At 28.8% G+C, this 19,544-nt stretch carries 18 protein-coding genes and 2 rRNA genes; all 20 read right to left on the reverse strand.

The window, feature by feature from the left end:
* Positions 1-55: 55 nt before the first annotated feature.
* Positions 56-1,381, reverse strand: a complete 1,326-nt coding sequence (locus K292_RS0103025; RefSeq protein WP_051280212.1) for an HD-GYP domain-containing protein — start codon at positions 1,379-1,381, stop codon at positions 56-58.
* 30 nt (positions 1,382-1,411) lie between these two features.
* Positions 1,412-2,497: a tRNA 2-thiouridine(34) synthase MnmA gene (mnmA, locus tag K292_RS0103030; RefSeq protein WP_037372285.1), complete on the reverse strand. Its 1,086-nt coding sequence runs from the start codon at positions 2,495-2,497 to the stop codon at positions 1,412-1,414.
* A gap of 4 nt (positions 2,498-2,501) precedes the next feature.
* The gene (nifU, locus tag K292_RS0103035) at positions 2,502-2,954 is read right to left on the reverse strand and encodes a Fe-S cluster assembly scaffold protein NifU (protein WP_084145880.1); all 453 of its coding nucleotides are present in this window, start codon (positions 2,952-2,954) and stop codon (positions 2,502-2,504) included.
* Between the two features lie 8 nt (positions 2,955-2,962).
* Entirely contained in the window at positions 2,963-4,132 is a 1,170-nt protein-coding gene (nifS, locus tag K292_RS0103040; protein WP_027398601.1) for a cysteine desulfurase NifS, read from the reverse strand.
* Between the two features lie 122 nt (positions 4,133-4,254).
* Positions 4,255-4,704 carry a hypothetical protein gene (locus tag K292_RS0103045; protein ID WP_027398602.1) on the reverse strand — a complete coding sequence of 150 codons (450 nt, stop codon included), beginning with the start codon at positions 4,702-4,704 and terminating at the stop codon, positions 4,255-4,257.
* A gap of 91 nt (positions 4,705-4,795) precedes the next feature.
* Positions 4,796-4,999 carry a DUF896 domain-containing protein gene (locus tag K292_RS0103050; protein WP_027398603.1) on the reverse strand — a complete coding sequence of 68 codons (204 nt, stop codon included), beginning with the start codon at positions 4,997-4,999 and terminating at the stop codon, positions 4,796-4,798.
* Between the two features lie 20 nt (positions 5,000-5,019).
* A complete protein-coding gene (gene spo0A / locus K292_RS0103055; protein WP_334290769.1) occupies positions 5,020-5,832 on the reverse strand; it encodes a sporulation transcription factor Spo0A in 813 nt (270 codons plus the stop codon).
* 132 nt (positions 5,833-5,964) lie between these two features.
* On the reverse strand, positions 5,965-7,074 hold the full coding sequence (gene spoIVB / locus K292_RS15770; protein WP_084145876.1) for a SpoIVB peptidase: 1,110 nt from the start codon (positions 7,072-7,074) through the stop codon (positions 5,965-5,967).
* 11 nt (positions 7,075-7,085) lie between these two features.
* Positions 7,086-7,595 carry a hypothetical protein gene (locus tag K292_RS0103065; RefSeq protein ID WP_027398605.1) on the reverse strand — a complete coding sequence of 170 codons (510 nt, stop codon included), beginning with the start codon at positions 7,593-7,595 and terminating at the stop codon, positions 7,086-7,088.
* 24 nt (positions 7,596-7,619) lie between these two features.
* Positions 7,620-8,333, reverse strand: coding sequence for a helix-hairpin-helix domain-containing protein (locus K292_RS15775; RefSeq protein ID WP_051280214.1), 714 nt, complete (start codon positions 8,331-8,333; stop codon positions 7,620-7,622).
* Positions 8,334-8,461: 128 nt separating this feature from the next.
* Positions 8,462-9,160 carry a TIGR03936 family radical SAM-associated protein gene (locus K292_RS0103075; protein ID WP_051280216.1) on the reverse strand — a complete coding sequence of 233 codons (699 nt, stop codon included), beginning with the start codon at positions 9,158-9,160 and terminating at the stop codon, positions 8,462-8,464.
* Entirely contained in the window at positions 9,157-11,001 is a 1,845-nt protein-coding gene (locus K292_RS0103080) for a TIGR03960 family B12-binding radical SAM protein (RefSeq protein WP_027398607.1), read from the reverse strand. Before K292_RS0103080 ends, K292_RS0103075 begins: the two co-directional genes overlap by 4 nt.
* A complete protein-coding gene (locus K292_RS0103085; RefSeq protein ID WP_156900451.1) occupies positions 10,998-11,798 on the reverse strand; it encodes a site-2 protease family protein in 801 nt (266 codons plus the stop codon). Before K292_RS0103085 ends, K292_RS0103080 begins: the two co-directional genes overlap by 4 nt.
* A 107-nt stretch (positions 11,799-11,905) precedes the next feature.
* A complete protein-coding gene (locus K292_RS0103090; protein ID WP_027398609.1) occupies positions 11,906-12,559 on the reverse strand; it encodes a M23 family metallopeptidase in 654 nt (217 codons plus the stop codon).
* Between the two features lie 59 nt (positions 12,560-12,618).
* On the reverse strand, positions 12,619-13,155 hold the full coding sequence (locus tag K292_RS0103095; RefSeq protein WP_027398610.1) for an HD domain-containing protein: 537 nt from the start codon (positions 13,153-13,155) through the stop codon (positions 12,619-12,621).
* Positions 13,156-13,264: 109 nt separating this feature from the next.
* A complete protein-coding gene (locus K292_RS0103100; protein ID WP_027398611.1) occupies positions 13,265-13,810 on the reverse strand; it encodes a manganese efflux pump MntP in 546 nt (181 codons plus the stop codon).
* 247 nt (positions 13,811-14,057) lie between these two features.
* Positions 14,058-17,237 carry an AAA family ATPase gene (locus tag K292_RS0103105; RefSeq protein ID WP_027398612.1) on the reverse strand — a complete coding sequence of 1,060 codons (3,180 nt, stop codon included), beginning with the start codon at positions 17,235-17,237 and terminating at the stop codon, positions 14,058-14,060.
* Positions 17,237-18,391, reverse strand: coding sequence for an exonuclease SbcCD subunit D (locus K292_RS0103110; RefSeq protein ID WP_027398613.1), 1,155 nt, complete (start codon positions 18,389-18,391; stop codon positions 17,237-17,239). Before K292_RS0103110 ends, K292_RS0103105 begins: the two co-directional genes overlap by 1 nt.
* A 429-nt stretch (positions 18,392-18,820) precedes the next feature.
* Positions 18,821-18,937 (reverse strand): 5S ribosomal RNA (gene rrf, locus K292_RS0103115).
* Positions 18,938-19,233: 296 nt separating this feature from the next.
* Positions 19,234-19,544 (reverse strand): 23S ribosomal RNA (locus K292_RS0103120); the annotation flags it as partial.

Genomic DNA, 19,544 nt, shown 5'->3' on the forward strand with positions numbered 1-19,544 from the left:
TTTTTTTATTATGTAAATATAAGTTATTTTATAAAGTTTTTATATTAAATTGAATTTACTTTACTGGGAAATTAGAATTTAAGTGTTTATACTCTTGTGCAATATTTAAATAAATTGGTGTTATTTGATTACTTACCATCCTTACTCTATTTATTATTTCATCATAATTACAAATTACTAAATTACATATTTTAGGACATAATTTTCCACCATCTCTCATTTGCTTTATTATAGAAATTGTTTTCTCCGGAGAAAATGGCTCTTTATAACTTCTTTTTCCATTTAAAGCACTGACAATATCTGCTACAGCCACAATTCTTTGACTTTCCGTCAAATTTTCTCCTTTTAGCCCATCAGGATAACCTGTTCCATCTAATTTTTCATGATGACGTACTGCAATATCACATATGTCCTGATCAATAATTCCTTCAATAATTTCTCTTGTAATATCAATATGTGTTTTCATTATAGTCATTGCATTATTATTTAATTTTCCGGGATATTCCACTATATTCATGGGGATTGCAATTTTGCCTATATCATGCAGCATAGAACCATAATATATGTATGCCAATTCTTTTTTATTATAATTTAGGAGTCTGGCAATCTCCATACTTACACAAATCGTATCAATAGTATGCGTTACTGTATTTACACTCCTAAAATCTATTGAAAAAATCAACATAATCAAATACGAATTTATTTCTTCATTAGTAAACTGAATATTTGTTAAAAAATTTTGTAATTTATTTTCGTATTCTCCATTTAATAATTCCGCTTTAAGATTAGTTTCTTTATAACATTTTTCGAACATTTCAATATGTAATGGGTCAAATTTCAAAGCACTATGTATAGTTATTTCACTCGTTTTAAAATTATCTCTATGATTTTGTAATAAAATATCAATTCTATCTGCTAAATTTATTAAAAGTGCTATATCTTTATAATCTGAATTGATTTGATTAAATTTTACATACTCCATATGATGATATAAAATAGCTTCAGACATTTTCCCAAATGGAGTAAGATACTTTAAAAATAAATAGCCGTAAATTGAATGGTCCAAAATATTATTAGTTTCAAATTTAAGAAGTTTATCAATTTCATCAGTTTTATAAGCCCCTATGTCATGAAAAATACCTAAAATACAAATATTGTTTTTTTCTTGCTCATTATATTTGTTAGAATGTTTTAACATATTATATAATATATATGCAACTCTCCCACCATGATCCATTAAACGTTCATCTACTAATTTTAAAGTATTTCTAATAATATTAATTACATCTTTACTTTCCATAACAGATATCTTATTTATTTCATCCATGAAATAAATTTTTCTCATACTATTAGCTATTGTTATTTCTTTTTCTGGTTCCACTTCTACCTCTTATATTTTCATATTTTATTATTAATAACAAATAACTCCTCCACCGATTACAATATTATTTTCATAAAAAACAATAGATTGTCCGGGAGTTACAGCTCTTTGTACTTCATCAAATGTTGTTTGTATTTTTCCGTCTGATAATCCATGTAAAACAGCTTTGGCAGGCTTTGCGGAATAGCGAATTTTAGCTATGATCTTTTTTCCTTTATATCTCATAGGTAAATTACTGTTCCCTTCTTGTGAAACAATAAAAAAATTGTTATTTGAAATTACATTATTTGTAAATAGCTCTTCATTATCTCCAAGTGTTACAGTATTATTTTCCTTATCCATAGATATTACAAAAATTGGTTTTCCGAATGTAATTCCAAGACCTTTTCTTTGTCCAATTGTATAATTAACCAAACCTTGATGTTTTCCTAAAATTTTCCCTTCTTTGTCAATAAAATTGCCTATTTTGTTAACTTCATTAAAACTTTTTCTGTTTTTTATAAAATTAACATAATTATTATCATTAATAAAACAAATTTCTTGACTATCCTTAGTATCTGCATTATTAATGCCTTTTTCACGAACTAAATCTCTTGTTATTTCTTTATTATTAACTGTTCCAAGTGGCAATAATAATCTACTTAAAATACTTTGATTTAGTCTATATATCATATAAGATTGATCTTTCTTTTCATTATCACCTTTTTTAACAAAATACTTTTTTATTTCAGCATCATAAAAAATCTGTGCATAATGACCTGTTGCAATATAATATATTCCAAGACGGTCAGCTTCTTCTAATAAGGTCTTAAACTTAATAGTTGGGTTACATTTTACACAAGGATTAGGCGTTTCACCTACTAAATAAGAATTACAAAAATATTCAATTATATTACATTCAAATTCTTTTGAAACATCTGTATAAATAAAATCAATATTTAATTCTTTCGCTGCATTCTGGGCTTTTTCTTTTGCTTCTGACTGATCACCTAAAACATCAAAAAAAAGACCTGTAACCTCAAATCCTTCTTTTTGTAATAATAAGGCAGCGGCCGTGCTATCTACACCGCCGCTTAAACCTAGCAAAACTTTATTATTTTTCTGCAAATCATGCATATTTTTATTCCTCTATTTGACATCCATGTTCATGCTCATGTTCATCTTCATTGGGATCAAACCCTTCAAGACCTTTATATGTTTTACCCGTTTTTTGTGCATAATCATATACAGCAGATCTTATTGCATGATCAGCAAGTACAGAACAGTGCTCTTTAATTGCAGGTAATCCACCTAATTCATCAAGAACATCTTTGTTTGTCAAAGCTAAAGCTTCTTCCACTGATTTACCAATAATCATATCTGTTGCTACACTAGAAGATGCAATTGCCGAACCACATCCAAATGTTTTAAATTTTGCATCAACTATTTTATCATCTTCAATCTTAAGTGAAATTTTCATCATATCACCGCAAATAGGACTTCCGTAAGTACCTATTCCATCAGCATTTTCAATTTCACCAACATTATGAGGATTCATAAAATGGTCCATTACTTTATCATTATACATTGCCATGTTTAAATCTACCAACCTTTCTCATTAGAAACTGACGAAATGCTACGTAGTTTATCAACTACTTTTATTAATACTTCAACTGTATAATCAAGGTCTTCTTTAGTCGTAAAATCACCTATGGAGAATCTGAGTGAACCATGAATTTTTTCAACAGGAATACCTATAGCATCTAATACATGTGAAGGTACTAAAGATGCTGAAGAACATGCTGAACCAGTTGAAACAGAAATACCATTCATATCCAAATATAAAAGTAAAGCTTCTCCTTCAATGAATTCAAAAGTCAAATTAGCATTTCCGGGCAATCTCTTTTCCAAATCTCCATTTACATAAACATTAGGAATCTTATCTAATACTTCTTTAATAAAATAGTTTCGTAAAGAAGTAATTTTTTTTATATGCTCATCTAATCCTTCTTTTGCCAATTCTGCAGCTTTGCCAAATCCAACAATACCTGCTAAATTCTCAGTTCCTGCTCTTCTCTTGTTTTCTTGTGCACCGCCATTCATGTAACTAGGCAAAATTAAGCCTTTTCTAATATAAAGCGCACCTATTCCCTTTGGACCATAAATCTTATGAGCAGACATAGATAACATATCTACTCCTAATTCTTTTACATTTATATCAACATTTCCAACTGCTTGGACAGCATCAGTATGAAAAAGGATATTATGTTTTTTAGCAATTTCACCAATTTCTTTAATAGGTTGAATAGTTCCGATTTCATTATTTGCGAACATAATACTTATAAGAATAGTATTCGATGTAATAGCATCTTCTAATTCCTTTAAATTAACTATTCCCTTTTCATCGACACCAATATATGTTACTTCATATCCATTTTTCTCTAAATACTCACAAGAATGTAATATTGCGTGATGTTCAATTTTTGTCGTAATAATATGATTACCATATTTCTTTTTCAATCTGGCACTGCCAATGACAGCCCAGTTATCAGCTTCTGTTCCACAAGATGTAAAATATATTTCGCGTTCTGAAGCTCCTATAAGCTTGGCCACTTTTTCTCTTGATATATTTAAATCCGTCTTGGCACTTGCACCTAACTCATATAAGCTTGACGGATTACCGAATTTCTCAGTGAAATAAGGAATCATCTCATCTAAAACTATTTTCTTTACTGGTGTGGTTGCTGAATAGTCTAAATAAACTCGTCGCATTTATTGCTCTCCTCTCAGCTTTCATTATTATTTTTAATACTATTCTATTATACCAATTTTTTTTCAAAGATAAACAGTTATTTTTAGAAAAATAAAAAATTCCTACTATTTTACTGGGAAAGCTATTCCAAATTAAATTCCGAAAGCTTATAATTACGTCCTTCTGACTTGATAACTACAGAATATTGACCATCTGTAAGATAATCTCCTGACAGTCCGCTCATACTCCAATCAATATCCACATCAAATGATATAAAATTAAACATTTTCACATTCCTTTCAATAGTTTTGATATCCATAGATTTTACAACATCTATCTGACATCCATCTTCTATAGACTGTAATGCGTCAATATCTTTGCTGAGTAAAGGATATGTCTCAATTTTTTTTAATAATTTAACAACTTTTTCTTTATCCATATTACAATAATAAGCATTTTGTAATACGCTTGTCCTTTCTTCTAATAAATCACTTACAGTTTTTTCATGAGTTTGAACACTAAAACCTGAAAAAACAACTCCAACTATAACTATTATTGCCGGAATCATAATTAATTTATAATACTTATACAAAAACTTGTCCCCCTCTTTTTATTCTATATAAATACTATAAATTAAAAACAGCGAGAAATTTGTAAATCTCGCTGTTTATATTAATAAATATTTAATTTTCTTTCTTATTTTTTTCGACATCTTCATCTTCTACAAACTTAATTCGATCTAAATGTCCTTTAAAATGTTCTCTAAATTTTATCAAATATTCATTTCTTAATTTATGTTGTTCTTGTTTTTCTTCAGTAGTAAGTGATTTTTCTTTCGATTTTTTTGCCAATTCATTTATTCTATCTAATTTTTCCTTTGGTAACATAATTTTTTCCTATTCTAATTTTAACTTACTTTTCTTTCTAATCTAAGCTTATCTGCAATAATTGCTATAAACTCACTGTTTGTAGGTTTACCTTTGTCGTTATGTACAGTATAACCAAATAAATTGTTTATGGTTTCTATTTTTCCTCTGTTCCATGCAACTTCTATAGCATGTCTGATTGCTCTTTCTACTCTGCTGGGTGTTGTATTATTCATTTTAGCAATTGCTGGATAAAGCTCTTTTGTAACTGCACTAAGTAAATCCATATCTTCAACTACCATTGTTATGGCATTCCTTAAATATTGATATCCTTTAATATGTGCAGGAACTCCCACTTCATGAATTATATTAGTAATGTCTACTTCTAAATCATTTTTAGTATTTTCTTCTCCACTAATTATAGATCTGATAGTAGCCACTGCATTTTGATTTTGATTCTGATTTCCTTCTTGTTCTAAACCTGCCAATTGATAGATTCTTTTTACAAGAATATTCAAATCAAATGGTTTTACAACATAATATTCTGCTCCTAAATTTATAGCTTTTTGAGTTATGGATTCTTGGCCAACAGCTGATAGCATTATAACTTTTGGACTTACTTCCAGATTCATTCCGTTAATTTTTTCTAATACTCCAAGCCCGTCTAAATGTGGCATTATCATATCCAAAATAAGAACATCCACATCTTCTTGACTAACCGCATCTACTGTTTGAATTCCATCATAAACAGTAAATGCAATTTCGATATTTTCTTGAGCTTCAAAAAAATCTTTAAGAATTTCGCAAAAATCTTTATTATCGTCAGCAATTCCCACCTTTATTTTTTTCAACATCATAACTTCCCCCCTAAATTCTCTTTTAATACTTTTTTTTAGATTAGATAACAAGAATAATCATTTCCCACAACTACTATTGTAAAGATTTGCAGAATTTTTGCAAGTAATTTTTTTTCAAATATTCTGACACTATTCGACCTTTGCTTCATCCAACATCCATTCAATAAAGATTCCATAGCCCTTTTGTGGGTCATTTACAAACACATGTGTAACCGCTCCTATTATTTTATTTCCTTGAATAATAGGGCTTCCACTCATTCCTTGTACAATTCCTCCGCTCTTTTTTAATAGTCTTTTATCAGTAACTTTAATTACCATACTTTTTGTTTCAGCTTTCGACTGTCGATTAATTTTTTCAATATTAATAGTATATTTTTCTATCTTGTTTCCATCTAAAGTTGTTAAAATGTATGCTGGTCCTTTTTTTATTTCTCTTTGATAACCTACAGCTAATGGGGTTGAATACAAGGAATTTTCAATTTGGTGATATGTCTTACCAAAAATTCCAAAATTTGTATTCTTATAAAGTTTTCCTAAAGGTGAATCTGCTTCGTAAAAAATTCCTCTTATTTCACCGGGGACTCCAGCTTTACCTTGTTTAACTGATTCAACTTTTGAATTTAATAATTCACCCTCTGCTACAGAAAGAACTGTACCAGTTTCAATATCAGTTATAGCATGTCCTAAAGCACCAAAAGTTTGATTATCAGGATCATAAAATGTTAAAGTACCAATGCCGGCTGTTTTATCCTTTACCCAAATGCCAAGCTTATACAAATTGTCATCAGCTGACAAAACAGGTGTTAGATTGACATTTATAATATCACTTTTTCTCTTTATTTTCAAGTTAACTTCTTTTTTTAATTTATTAATTATTTTTTGGACTTCATTTGCATTATTTACTTTTGTTCCATTAATTTCCAAAATACTATCGCCAATTTGCAAACCTGCTTTTAATCCCGGATTAATTTTTTTCCCACTTTTATTTTCAATTTCTTCAAGTCCAACAATTAATACTCCCTTTACATCCATTTTAACACCCACAGAATGACCTCCAGGTATTAATCTTTTTTCTGGTAATACACTTATAGTAACATCTTCTGATTTTAAATCATTTTTATTAGCTTTAAAAAAATTAATATCATTATGAACCGCAGATAAACCTCCGCCAGCTAAAAATAGTGCAATAATAAGGGTCAAAACTATATATGACCCCTTTTTAATATTTTTCTTATTCATTTTACTCCTCACTAGCTCTCAAAATCCTGTAATAATTCATTAAGTTCTTCTTGTGAATCTTTCTTAATACCATTTTTAAACAATAATTGATCTTCTTTGCTTAATAGTGAAAATTCAATATTAGTTGTTCTTATTAATTTTTCGTTTCCAAAGCTATCATAATAAAATAATTTAATTTTTCCATCTATTTCTTTAACTAAATAATAATCTTTACATTCTTTTTCAATAGCTTCTGCATCCATTAGATTTTCATTATCTAATGCTCCTTCGCTAACATTTGAAACATTTGTTTTTTTATCTTTTTTTGTCCCTATAATATTATCTAAAATATCACTTTTATAATCTTCTTTTGTGTTCTTTTCTGCTACATTTTCTACAGGCTGTTTACTGTCTGCTTTAATTCCCTCAGCATCCTTTAAATCATTTGAACCTTGATTTATCCAATAACCAAATATAAAAATTCCAATTAAAAAAACATAAAAAAGTTTGCCTCTAAAAAAGCTTTTTTTCTGACTAAACATACCATCACCTCATGGCTAGTATTGTCAATTTATGCATATGTTATTCTTTAATTTTTCAAAAATTTTATCACCTATACCGTTGACATTTTTTAAATCTTCAATTTTTTTAAATAAACCATTACTCTCTCTATAAGATATTATTTTTTCAGCAGTTGACGGTCCTATACCTGTAAGCTGCTGCAATACCGTAGAATCAGCTGTGTTAATATTTATTAATTGCTTATTATCATCAGATTTTTTATTTATTCCATTATTTTCAAATTCTCCGTTAATTTTAATTAAGTCTTGCTGCTCTGTTTCTGCTTCTTCTTTTTCTTTTATCTCCTTTTTTGTGGGAATATAAATTTTTTCTCCATCAGATAATTTTTCAGCAAGGTTAATATATTTAGTTTCGCCTTCCGAAGTAATACCTCCGGCCAATTCAACAGCTTCAAAAACTCGGCTTTCTTCAGGCAGTTTTATTACAGAAGGTTTTACTACTGCTCCTGTAATATCAACATATATAACACCACTCTTTGATGTTGTTTCTACAGGCTGCTTATTTTCTAGTTCCAAATTCTCATTTTGAATCGGTTCACTGATACTAATTGTATCATCTTTTATCTTTATTTTTCCTAAATAAACAGTAAAGGCAACCACAAAGAGAACAACTCCTGCAGTTACCTTTAACGCAAATTTTTTATTTAGTCTAAATTGTAAATTGGGGATATTATTTAAGAGTTCAAAAAGCTTTTTCATATTATACCTCTCTTATTTTCGAAAAAACATTCTGAAATTCCCCTTATATATTTTCCAATCAGCTATATTTTATTACCATATATTGTAAAAGTCAACAATTTTTACACTAATCATTAACAATATTATTGTTAACTAAAATATTGTGCTAATGTAATTAAATTTTCTTTATCACTACAATATAGCTCGTTTCTTTTTATATCTATGTCTGATCTTTCTATTTTAATTTCAAAAAAATCCAAAAAAGCACCAAGTAAATTTTCTGGGCTTAAATTTGATAAACTTCCTGTGCTTATTTTTGAAGTCAACATAATATGGTTATCGTCAATTTTGTTGTGAGATAAGTTTAAAATCATTGGTTTAATATCAATTTCCACTATTTTTCCACTTTTCTTTTGTATTTTATTAATAATTATATGTTCTTGACTTAAAAACTCCGTCATTTTATATTTTAAATAATCATTTTCATTATATGGAACCTTAATATCATATTCACCATAAGAAACCATGGATGCCATTGATTTTAGATTTTTAGTAATTCTATGACATTCTAATATTCCAATGCCGTCAGGTAAAATAGAATTTACTTTCAATTTTATTTCTTTTACATCTTTATCTTCTATAGTTTCAAATTCTAAATATTCTCCAATACTGTAATAACCCAAAGAAAGAGGCTGTGCAAAGCTCATTTTAGGATGAGGATTAAATCCATGTGAATGTTGAAGTTTAATTCCTGACCTTTTAAAAGTACGTTTAAATAATCTTAACATATCTAAATGTGAAGTATATCTCATATAACCTTTTTTATAGAATTTTATAAAATATCTCATAATGTTCCCTCCTGTGAGCATGTTGTCTTTTGATTGATCCCACAGCCAACACATCCTTTTCGGCAATCACGGGTTTGAACTTCTGATTTTGCTTTTTCATTTTCTGAAATAAGAAATTCTTTAGTAAATCCTGCATCAATAAGATCCCAAGGAAGAATATCTTTATAATTTTTTTCTGAAGTATAAAAATTAATATCTATTCCAGTATCTTCAAAAGCTTTCATCCAAAGATCATATTTAAAATGCTCAGTCCATCCATCAAATTTACAGCCTAATTTGGCAGCTTGAATAATTGATTTTGAAACCCTTCTGTCACCCCTTGCAAATATTGCTTCTAAATGACTTGTTTTGTTGTTATGATAATTAAATGTTACACCTTTTATAACTCTTAATCTCTCTCTTAAATAATTATGTTTATAATTAAATTCTTCTATAGTATTTTGTGCAACCCATTGAAAAGGAGTATGCGCTTTTGGTACAAAATTTGAAACACTTATAGTTACATTAAATCGTCCGCTCTTTCCTTTTAAGTTTTTCTTAATTTCTATTATATTTTTAGCAATATCTACAATACCATCTAAATCTTCTTCAGTTTCAGTGGGTAATCCAATCATAAAATATAATTTAATATTATTCCAACCTAACTCAATAGCTTGTTCAACTGAACTGTAAATATTTTCATCTGTTATCGATTTATTGATTACATTTCTTAGTCTCTGAGTACCTGCTTCAGGTGCAAAAGTAAGCCCAGATTTCTTATACCCTTGGATTTCTTCCAGCACCTTAAAAGAGAAAGAATCTAATCTTAAAGAAGGTAATGATAAAGATACATCATTATTCCTGCACATTCCCATTAGCTCAGTTACAAGAGGCTCTATCTTTGAATAATCACTAGTTGATAAAGAAAGGATTGATAATTCATCATGTCCTGTAGTTTGTAATTGTTTTTCCGCAATTGCTTTAATTTTATTCTTTGAGCGTTCTCTTACAGGTCTGTATATCATTCCTGCTTGGCAAAAACGGCAACCCCGTGTACATCCTCTGAAAATTTCTACAACTGCCCTGTCATGAACAACCTCAATAAGAGGAACTATAGTGCTCTCAGGATAGTCCACATTATTTAAGTCATCAACAATTTGCTTTTCAATTGTATCAGGTGCTTTATCATATACTTTTTTTATTTCTAATATTGAACCATCTTCTTTATAAACAGGCTCATAAAATTTAGGCACATAAATTCCCTTTATATTAACTATTTTCTTTAAAAATTCCTCTTTTATTTCTCCTGATTCTTTCCATTCTTTATGTGCTTTACTGAGCTCAACAAGGACATCCTCACCGTCTCCTATCATAAAGAAGTCAACTATATCTGCAAGAGGCTCTGGGTTAAAAGCACAAGGACCACCGGCGCAGATAAAAGGATGACTCTCATCTCTTTCAATACTTTTAACTGGAATTTGCGCTAAATCTATCATATTTACAATATTTGTAAAAGACAATTCGTATTGCAGTGTAAATGCTAAAAAATCCATATCTTTTATTTTACTCTTGCTTTCTAATGTAAATAAAGGTAATCCTGTTTCTCTCATAAGCTTTTCCATATCTAAAGCAGGAGCAAAAACTCTTTCACAAAATACATATTCTATCTTATTTAATAAATGATATATAATTTGAAGACCTACATAGGACATTCCTATTTCATATGTGTCAGGAAATGCAAATGCAAATCTTGTAGAAATATTATCAAGATCTTTATTAACAGAATTTAGTTCACCGCCTATATATCTAGCTGGTTTTTCAATTTTCATTAAAAGCTTGTCCAATTGATGATTTACTGTCATGAATGATTTTCTCCATTTCTTTTTTTCTTTGATTTTAATAGCTTATTAAAATCAGCATAAACACCGCAGTCATATATACCTTGAAGAAGTTCTTCCTCAGATAGTTGTCCTTTATAACTACCTTTATCATTTACTATTGTAAAAAGTCTTCTTTCCAATGGTTTATATGTTTCTATTACTTTCATAGCAGGAAAATTTTCTTTACAAACTACGATTTTACTTTTATTGGATATTATACCCGATTCTATATCTTTAGAAACCTTATAAAAGATAAAACTATTCTCTTGCCTTCTTGCAATATAAAGATTAATGGCTAAAGCACATATAATTATATTGAATAAATTATATTGGAGCAAGTAAATACCTAAAATAAAAAGCAAAAATACAAATAGAAGTGAAAAACTTCTAGAAATTTTTTCAGCTCTACCATACCCCAAAAAGAACGCGAAATAAAGTTTTATAATTTTACCCCCATCTAAAGGATAAAATGGCATAAGGTTAAAAATACCTAATATAAGATTTGCAATAAGAATAGATACAAATAAATTTCTTATGAAATCAATTCTCATAAATATATAATAATTAGTAATTATATAAAAAAGTGTTGCAACTGCAATATTAAAAAGTGGTCCGCAAAGATGAATTATAATCTCATGTTTAGGCTTTATAAATTCTTCTCTGACATGAAGAATACCTCCGAATAATCCCATAGATATTTTTTCCGGAGTATAACCCAAGCATTTAGCTGCCTTTCCATGTACAAGTTCATGTAAAAATGAAAAGATTATGGAACACACAGTAAAAACGCTTCCTCCTGTCAAAGCAATAATAAAAACTAAAAGAAAAAAAGAAAAATGTAATTCAATTTTTACTTTAAAAAAATTAATCTCTAACATAATAATATTTAAAACTCAATATAGTTATTAGGATTTACCACATTTCCATTATCCCAAAGTTCAAACTTTAATTGACCATTATCGCTTTTAGAGATATAAGCTATAAGCTGCCCTTTTTTAACTTTATCTAGCGGTTTTACATAAATCTGTGTACAGCCTCCATATATTGAACTTATTCCATTTTCATGTTTTATCTTTATATACTTACCATAATCACTGCTTTCACTTACTTCTTCCACAGTTCCTCCACTCACAGAAAAAATTTGCAAATCTTCATCTGAAGCAAATGTCATTCCTCTTGAAAATCCGGAATTTTCTCCTCCAAAATAGGTTGATTTTTCTCCAAATGTTGAAATAACCTGAGCCCCATCTGTAGGAGGTGAAAAAGCCAGTTTCTCTTCCCCTTTATTAAAAGCTGCTGTAATTGATACAGGTAGCCCCTTTACTTTATCTGCCAAACCCTTTGTTGTTGCCACAATTTCACTTGTATTATAATCTTTTTTGAGTTCTGCTTTAAAAGTCTCTACAGTATTATTTACAATCGCAATATCCATCTTTTTTATTAAAATCGCAAGTAATACTATTATAATACAAGCAATAACTTGCTTAATTACTGTACTTCCCAAGTTTTTTCTTCTAGAATTTCCTCTGTATCTATTCATAAAAATACCCCTCCTTGTTTTCTACTTAAAGTAAGCATATTACAAAGATAGGGTAAATATTACTTTCTCATTAAATGAAATATTGACATACCAATTTCATTTTCAATTCGGTCAATAAAAAACTGAGCATCCTCAACTCGTTTTCCAATTCTTTCTGTGGCTTCTTTATTACCTTTATATTTATCTAAAACGTATTGCATACGTTTTTGTAATCCTACAAATTTATTTTCTTTTACCATACGGTCTGACAAACAAATTATATCCAATTCAGTAATTTTCTCTTGAGTCTTTTCTCCTATGTAAAACATATGAACCCTTACAATATCTGCTTCTTCATCATATCCCAAGCTAGAAAGATAATCTGCCCCTACATCCCAATGCTTGTCTTCAACTCTTGCAATGTCATGAAGTAACCCAGCAGCTTGAATTAAATCCATATTTAAATTATTTCCATGCTCATTTAATGCACCAGCAATTTTTAATGCAGTATCAGTTACAGCAATACAATGCCTTATGACATGTTCCGGTGTATTATACTCTTTCAAAAGTGCCATACATTTTTCTCTTGACGGATGTTTGTTATTTTCCCTTTCCATATCTTATCTCCAATATGTTCTAAATTATATAATTAAGTATAACATAAATTTTTAAGTATTGATATGTAAATAATTTGAATATAATTGTTAACCTAAAAAACATACTTTATTAAATTATTGCTTTTATCCCAATTATTATTAAAATAATACCTCCAAGCATATGAGCCTTTGATCCAAGAATATTTCCAAAGCGTTTACCAATAATAATGGCTAAAAAACTACATATAAATGTTGTTATTGCAATAATTGGAGCTGCAAAGTTAATATCTACCCCTGTGGCACAAAAACTAACACCTACAGCAAAAGCATCTATACTTGTTGCTAATGCCTGAAAAAGCAATACTTTATAAGTAAGACTAATGTTATTATTGTTATTTTGATCATCATTAAAGGAATCTTTTATCATTTTTCCCCCAATAAAGCCAAGTATTATTAAAGTTATTATTCCTGAATATTTGCTTATAAATACTGTAAAAAGGCTTCCCGCAAAATATCCCAAAAGTGGCATTCCGCCTTGAAATAATCCAAAAGCTATTGGCATGGCAAGTTCCTTGCCTTTAGTCATATTTTTATATACCATTCCATTTGTCATTGAAACCGCCACAGCATCCATACTTAAACCAATGCCAATTAAAATTATTTCTAATATATTCATAAAGTCCATCCTTTGTTTTATTTTGCAGTTTATAATATATCATACATGTAAGCATTTGTTAATTATTTTTTCATTTACAAATATTATTTCCAATATTTAATTAATTTAATATAATATTAAATTATGATTCTTTATTAAATTATACATTTAGTTTTGTTATAATAATTAAATATATTTATGTAAAAGCCTTTAAAAACAATAAATATAATATCTTATAATTAAATTTACAATAATATTATTATGGTATCTAAACAAATATTTCCAAATAGCTTCCTCCATGTATTTTTGAAGCTTTACAATTATAAACCATTATTTTTTTATCTATAGATGCTTTTAATTCCTCAACATGAGAAATTATTCCTATGAGCCTATCTCCTTCACTAAGTTGATTTAAAACGCTTATTGCTTGATCAATTGAATCAGAATCTAATGATCCAAACCCCTCATCTATAAACAGTGTATCTATTTGAATTCCTCCCAATCTGTTCTGAATAACATCTGATAAGCCTAATGCCAATGCCAACGCTGCTTTAAATGATTCTCCTCCTGAAAGCGATTTAACACTGCGAATCTTACCTGTATAATTATCAAATATATCTAATTCAAATACTACTTGAGATTTTAGATTGTTTCCATATTCTTTTCGCTTCAATTCATATCTATTTCCTGTCATTTTGCTCATTCTCTTATTAGCTTGTTCAATAATTAAGGAGAAATAAGCAGCTTGTACATATTGCTCAAATACAATTTTTGATTTACCTGCTAATGTTCCATTTGCAGTTTCATAAAGCTCTTTAATCATTAAAGAATTTTTCTCTGAATTTTCATATTGATTAATAAATTTTTCAATTTTTTCTTTTACAGATATATTTTGAAAAACCTTCATAGAAATTTCATTTTTCCTTTGTGAAATAAAATTTCTTTCAGATTCATTTTTTTCTATATCTTCATGAAATTTCTCGGTATCTATATAACTTTTACCTTTTGTTTGATTTTCCAAATGCAATATTAATAATTTTACTTCATTTAAACTGGAAGTATAGGTATTTACTGATTCTTCAAGCTTATGTACTTCTTCCTGTAAAAGAATCGCATTTTTATATTCCATCTCATCTTGAAATCCTAAATTTTTAATTTCGTTTTTATAATTTTCTTCATTTATAATAAATTCTTTCTCATAATTAGGAAGTATATTTTTTTGTTCTCCATAAACAGCAGATTTTTCATCCAAAACTTTTTTTGAATCATTATAATTTTTCTCAGAAGTTTCTAGTTCAAGCATTAGTTCCTTCTTTTTCTCTTTCATTACTTCTATTTGCTTTATTGCTTCTTTTTTACTTAAACTACCAATATTTTCTTCAATATTCTTTAACTGACCCTTTTTTTCATATAGAACTGTATTTATCTCCTGTAATTCCTGTTGTTCATTACTTAATATATTTTCATTATTATTAAATATTTGTTCAATCTTTAGCAATCTCTCTTCTTGTGTTTTTAATAATACTTGATAATCTTTAAGATTATCTAATTCATTTTTAAATATATTATTTTGAGAGACCAAAGCATTAAAAAAATAATTAATAATACTTTTTATATCTTCTATAGAAGAATACTTATCTTTATCAATTGGTGTATCACTTTCTCTTCTTATAATTTTTTCTGCTTGGTTTTTGATTTGCAACTCAATTGATTCAATTTCTGCTTTTTTTATTCCTAAAGCTTCACTTAATTGTTTTAAAGTATTAAACATTACCTCTAGATTAAGTTTTTTATTTTTAAGTTCTTCCAAAGATAGTGTGTTTTTAGAAAGCTTTGCTTTATTAGGATGATGGATAGAACCGCAGACAGGACAAGGATCACCTGAGGCTAAATTATTTGCAAGGATTCCAGCCTGCTCTCTTAAATATAATATTTCACATTCATTATATTCCCTTTGAAGGATTTCCACTTCAGATTCAAACTCCTTATATTCACCTGTTTTCATATCATAATGATTACTCATTTCAAAATACTTTTCAACATTGCTTAAAACATCTTCACACTGCTCTGTTTTTTGATTATTTAATTCTATATCATTTTTTAGCTTTGAAATTTTAATTTCATTTTCCATAAAAAGCTGAGGGATATTTGATAATTCTCTTTTACTTTTTAAAAAAGAGTTTTGCTTTTCGTTCAATGCTATGATACTTTTATTTTTATCTTCGTACACTTTGCTTAATTTATTTATTTCTTTTCTTAATGAATCTGACATTTCATACTTAGATATTTTAGATTCCCATGTAGCTATTTCTCCTATCAAATATTCTATTTCTTTATTATTTTCTTTTTTCTCTATAAAAATATTTTGCAATTTGTATACTAATTCACTCTGCTCATCGATAAAAGTTTCTAAGTTAAGGCATCTATTACTTATTTTTTTAAATTCATCTTTTGATTTTATATAGTTTTTTTCAATTGGTATTATTTTACTTGATTTTTGAGCAGAAAATAAAACTTCATTGTTTTTATTCATTTCATGTTTCTTTTCTTCTAATAAGTCTCTCTCCTTTATCTTTTTTTCTAATTCAATAAATAATAAATTATTTTCTTCCGCTTTTGCCATTTCATTTGATATTTCCCTGATTATTATTTCTATTTGTCGTATTTTATCTAATAGCTCATTTTCTTTTTTTACATCTTCGTCTATTAATTTTTCCAGTAATATACCTATTTCAAAGACTTTATGAATATTATTTGAGTCTCTTATTTCCTTAATATTTTCATAATAACTATCATTTTTATCGCAAGAAATATCATTTATATATTGCAATATACTTCTTTCATAACTTTCCCTATCCTTTTTTACGTTAAAATACATATTCTTTAATTCTTCTTGAAAACTAACAAAAATATTTGTATTAAAGATACGCCTTAATATATCTCCTCTTGTTTTACTATCTGAATTTAAAAGATTTAAAAATTCACCTTGTGCAATCATTGCAATATTTCTCCATTGCTTATAATTTACCCCTAAAATATCTTCGATTGCTATATTTACATCTTTCCATTTATTTATAACCTTATTTTTAGGTAAATATAAAACGGCTTCTGCTTGCTTTATTGTTGTTCCATTTCCTACTTTTTTTACTCTTTCATACTGAGGGCTCCTATATACTCGATATTCTTCTCCTTTATGCTTAAAAGAAAGTTCCACATAAGTTTCCGTATATCTGTCTGCAAAGTCACTACGTAATGTATCTACAGTACGAGTACTGCCGCTGACATTACCAAATAAAGCATAAGTTATTGCATCAAAAATTGTAGTTTTCCCCGCTCCTGTATCTCCTGCAATTAAAAATATACCCTTATCACCAAACTTAGAAAAGGGTACATTAATTGTTTTGGCATAAGGTCCATATCCACTCATCGTAAGCAAAATAGGCTTCATTATGCCCCACCTCCCATAATTTTTTCCATTATACTACCAATTAGTTCTCTCTGATCATTACTCATTTTAATCCCGTTTTGTTCTGTATAAAAATTTTCAAATAATTCTATAGGACTTTTTTCAGATATTTCATTTGTTGATAGATTAACCTCAGATTCTCTTTTTCTTGATTTAGAATTTTCGAATTCAAGCCTCATAATATTAGGATAAACTAATCTTAATTTTCCAATAGGATCCATTATGCTTTCTTCATCTGTAAGTATCACGGATAAGTAATCCTCTTTATCTCCTATATTGTATACTTCTGGCTTCAAAAGTTCCTTAATAGGACCTTTTATCTCTCTAAGATCTTTTCTTGATTTTAAAGGTATTGTTCTAATATTTATATCTTGTTTTGAACCCATTTCAATTATAGTTGCAGACTTTTTTTGATGTACTTCTGAAAAAGAATACTTTAATATTGACCCTGAATATCTAATAGTATCTCTAGCCATTTTTTGAGGTCCGTGCAAGTGCCCAAGTGCAACATAATCAAAGCTATCAAATAAACTAACATCAACATTATCAACCCCACCCACATTAACCATTTCTGAATCACAAGTTTCAGGTATTATACCACTGCCTGTAACAAATTGGTGTGCAATCAAAATATTTCTATTGTCACCATTTATTTTTTCATTTTCTAATATAGCTCTGATTGCATCTTCATATGTTAAAATCTCATGATTTTTAAAATAATGTCTAACCATCGACGGTTTTAAAAATGGCATCATATAAATATGTACATCACCCCATTTATCAGAAATTACTTCTTTCTTTAAATTCCCATCAAAACTACCAGAAATATATATCCTTCGTTTAGACATAATTCTACTTCCATAATTTAATCTCTCCCCGGAATCATGATTTCCGCTTATAATAAAAATGGAGCAATCAAATGCAGAAAGTTCAGTAATAAAATTATCAAACAGCTCAACTGCTTCAGCAGAAGGAACAGCTTTATCATATATATCTCCAGCTATTATAACCGCTTCCGGTTTTTCAGAAACAATTATTCCAATAATACTATCCAAAATATATTTTTGATCATCTATCATAGAAAACTCATATACTCGCTTCCCAAGATGTAGATCAGATATATGTAAAAATTTCATAGAGTCCTCCATAGTTATATACCAATAGTTTATGTATTATAGATTATTGTGCTTCATTATATGTTACTATATAAATCATTAATTAAATCTGCAATCTTAAACTATATCTTACCATTTTTATTAGCAACCATCAAACTATATTTAATTTTAAATCTATAATTTTATCTTTACATTTCTATGTACTCCTACACAAGCAAAACTTGTTTCGCTGCCTTTTTTCTAAATTCACAAAGTGAATTTAATGGAAAAACGGACAGCAGCACGAAATGCTGGAATGAGCACAGCGAATGTTGTCCTGTTTTACACTGCGGCTAAAGCCGCGTAAAATAGGCAGCTTCCCGCCAAATAATGATACTTGGCTAGGTTTTAATATATTTAATATTTTATCTAAAATAAAAATACACCCCATTTGGAGTGTATTTTTTACTAAACTGGCAACGTCCTACTTTCCCAGGCAGCTTCCCGCCAAGTATCATCAGCGCTAATGAGCTTAACTACTGTGTTCGAGATGGGAACAGGTGTGACCTCATCGCTATTATTACCAGATCTTCGCTTGTTAATTTTTCATATTACTTTGTTGCTAACTTCTTTCAGCCTCAATCATGTATGTTAATACACTCTTTCGCCTTTTCTCGTTGCGCCTCGTTATATAAAAAACGCGATTTATTTTACTCATTATTTTTGTGTAATACTATGTCATATTTTCTTTCATCCTCAGTTAAGTACACTAGTACATGCCTTCGTCTTCAATCAATATTCCTTGTCTTACTCAAAACTAACTTCGTAATTAAGAGTATTGTACCCTCAAAACTGAACAATGTCAAATCTTTTTCCTTGAAACCTTGGTCAAGCGTTCGACCTATTAGTATCGGTCAGCTTAATACATTACTGCACTTACACCTCCGACCTATCAACGTGATAGTCTCTCACGGGTCTTACCATTTAATGGAGGAAATCTTTTCTTGTGGGGGGCTTCGCACTTAGATGCTTTCAGCGCTTATCCCGTCCATACTTAGCTACCCAGCTATGCCCTTGGCAGAACAACTGGTGCACCAGAGGTATGTCCATCCCGGTCCTCTCGTACTAAGGACAGCTCCACTCAAATTTCCAACGCCCACAGCGGATAGGGACCGAACTGTCTCACGACGTTCTG

The sequence above is a fragment of the Anaerovorax odorimutans DSM 5092 genome, assembly GCF_000426305.1.
GTDB lineage: Bacteria > Bacillota > Clostridia > Peptostreptococcales > Anaerovoracaceae > Anaerovorax > Anaerovorax odorimutans.

Coding starts and splice junctions, on each gene's coding strand:
- K292_RS0103075 (WP_051280216.1), bottom strand. CDS start 9,160: ATGAGATATTTTATAAAATTCTATAAAAAAGGTTATATGAGATATACT.
- K292_RS0103105 (WP_027398612.1), bottom strand. CDS start 17,237: ATGAAGCCTATTTTGCTTACGATGAGTGGATATGGACCTTATGCCAAA.
- K292_RS0103100 (WP_027398611.1), bottom strand. CDS start 13,810: ATGAATATATTAGAAATAATTTTAATTGGCATTGGTTTAAGTATGGAT.
- spo0A (WP_334290769.1), bottom strand. CDS start 5,832: ATGTTGAAAAAAATAAAGGTGGGAATTGCTGACGATAATAAAGATTTT.
- K292_RS15775 (WP_051280214.1), bottom strand. CDS start 8,333: ATGAAAAAGCTTTTTGAACTCTTAAATAATATCCCCAATTTACAATTT.
- spoIVB (WP_084145876.1), bottom strand. CDS start 7,074: ATGAATAAGAAAAATATTAAAAAGGGGTCATATATAGTTTTGACCCTT.
- K292_RS0103090 (WP_027398609.1), bottom strand. CDS start 12,559: ATGAATAGATACAGAGGAAATTCTAGAAGAAAAAACTTGGGAAGTACA.
- K292_RS0103065 (WP_027398605.1), bottom strand. CDS start 7,595: ATGTTTAGTCAGAAAAAAAGCTTTTTTAGAGGCAAACTTTTTTATGTT.
- nifS (WP_027398601.1), bottom strand. CDS start 4,132: ATGCGACGAGTTTATTTAGACTATTCAGCAACCACACCAGTAAAGAAA.
- K292_RS0103095 (WP_027398610.1), bottom strand. CDS start 13,155: ATGGAAAGGGAAAATAACAAACATCCGTCAAGAGAAAAATGTATGGCA.
- mnmA (WP_037372285.1), bottom strand. CDS start 2,497: ATGCATGATTTGCAGAAAAATAATAAAGTTTTGCTAGGTTTAAGCGGC.
- K292_RS0103080 (WP_027398607.1), bottom strand. CDS start 11,001: ATGACAGTAAATCATCAATTGGACAAGCTTTTAATGAAAATTGAAAAA.
- nifU (WP_084145880.1), bottom strand. CDS start 2,954: ATGGCAATGTATAATGATAAAGTAATGGACCATTTTATGAATCCTCAT.
- K292_RS0103110 (WP_027398613.1), bottom strand. CDS start 18,391: ATGAAATTTTTACATATATCTGATCTACATCTTGGGAAGCGAGTATAT.
- K292_RS0103050 (WP_027398603.1), bottom strand. CDS start 4,999: ATGTTACCAAAGGAAAAATTAGATAGAATAAATGAATTGGCAAAAAAA.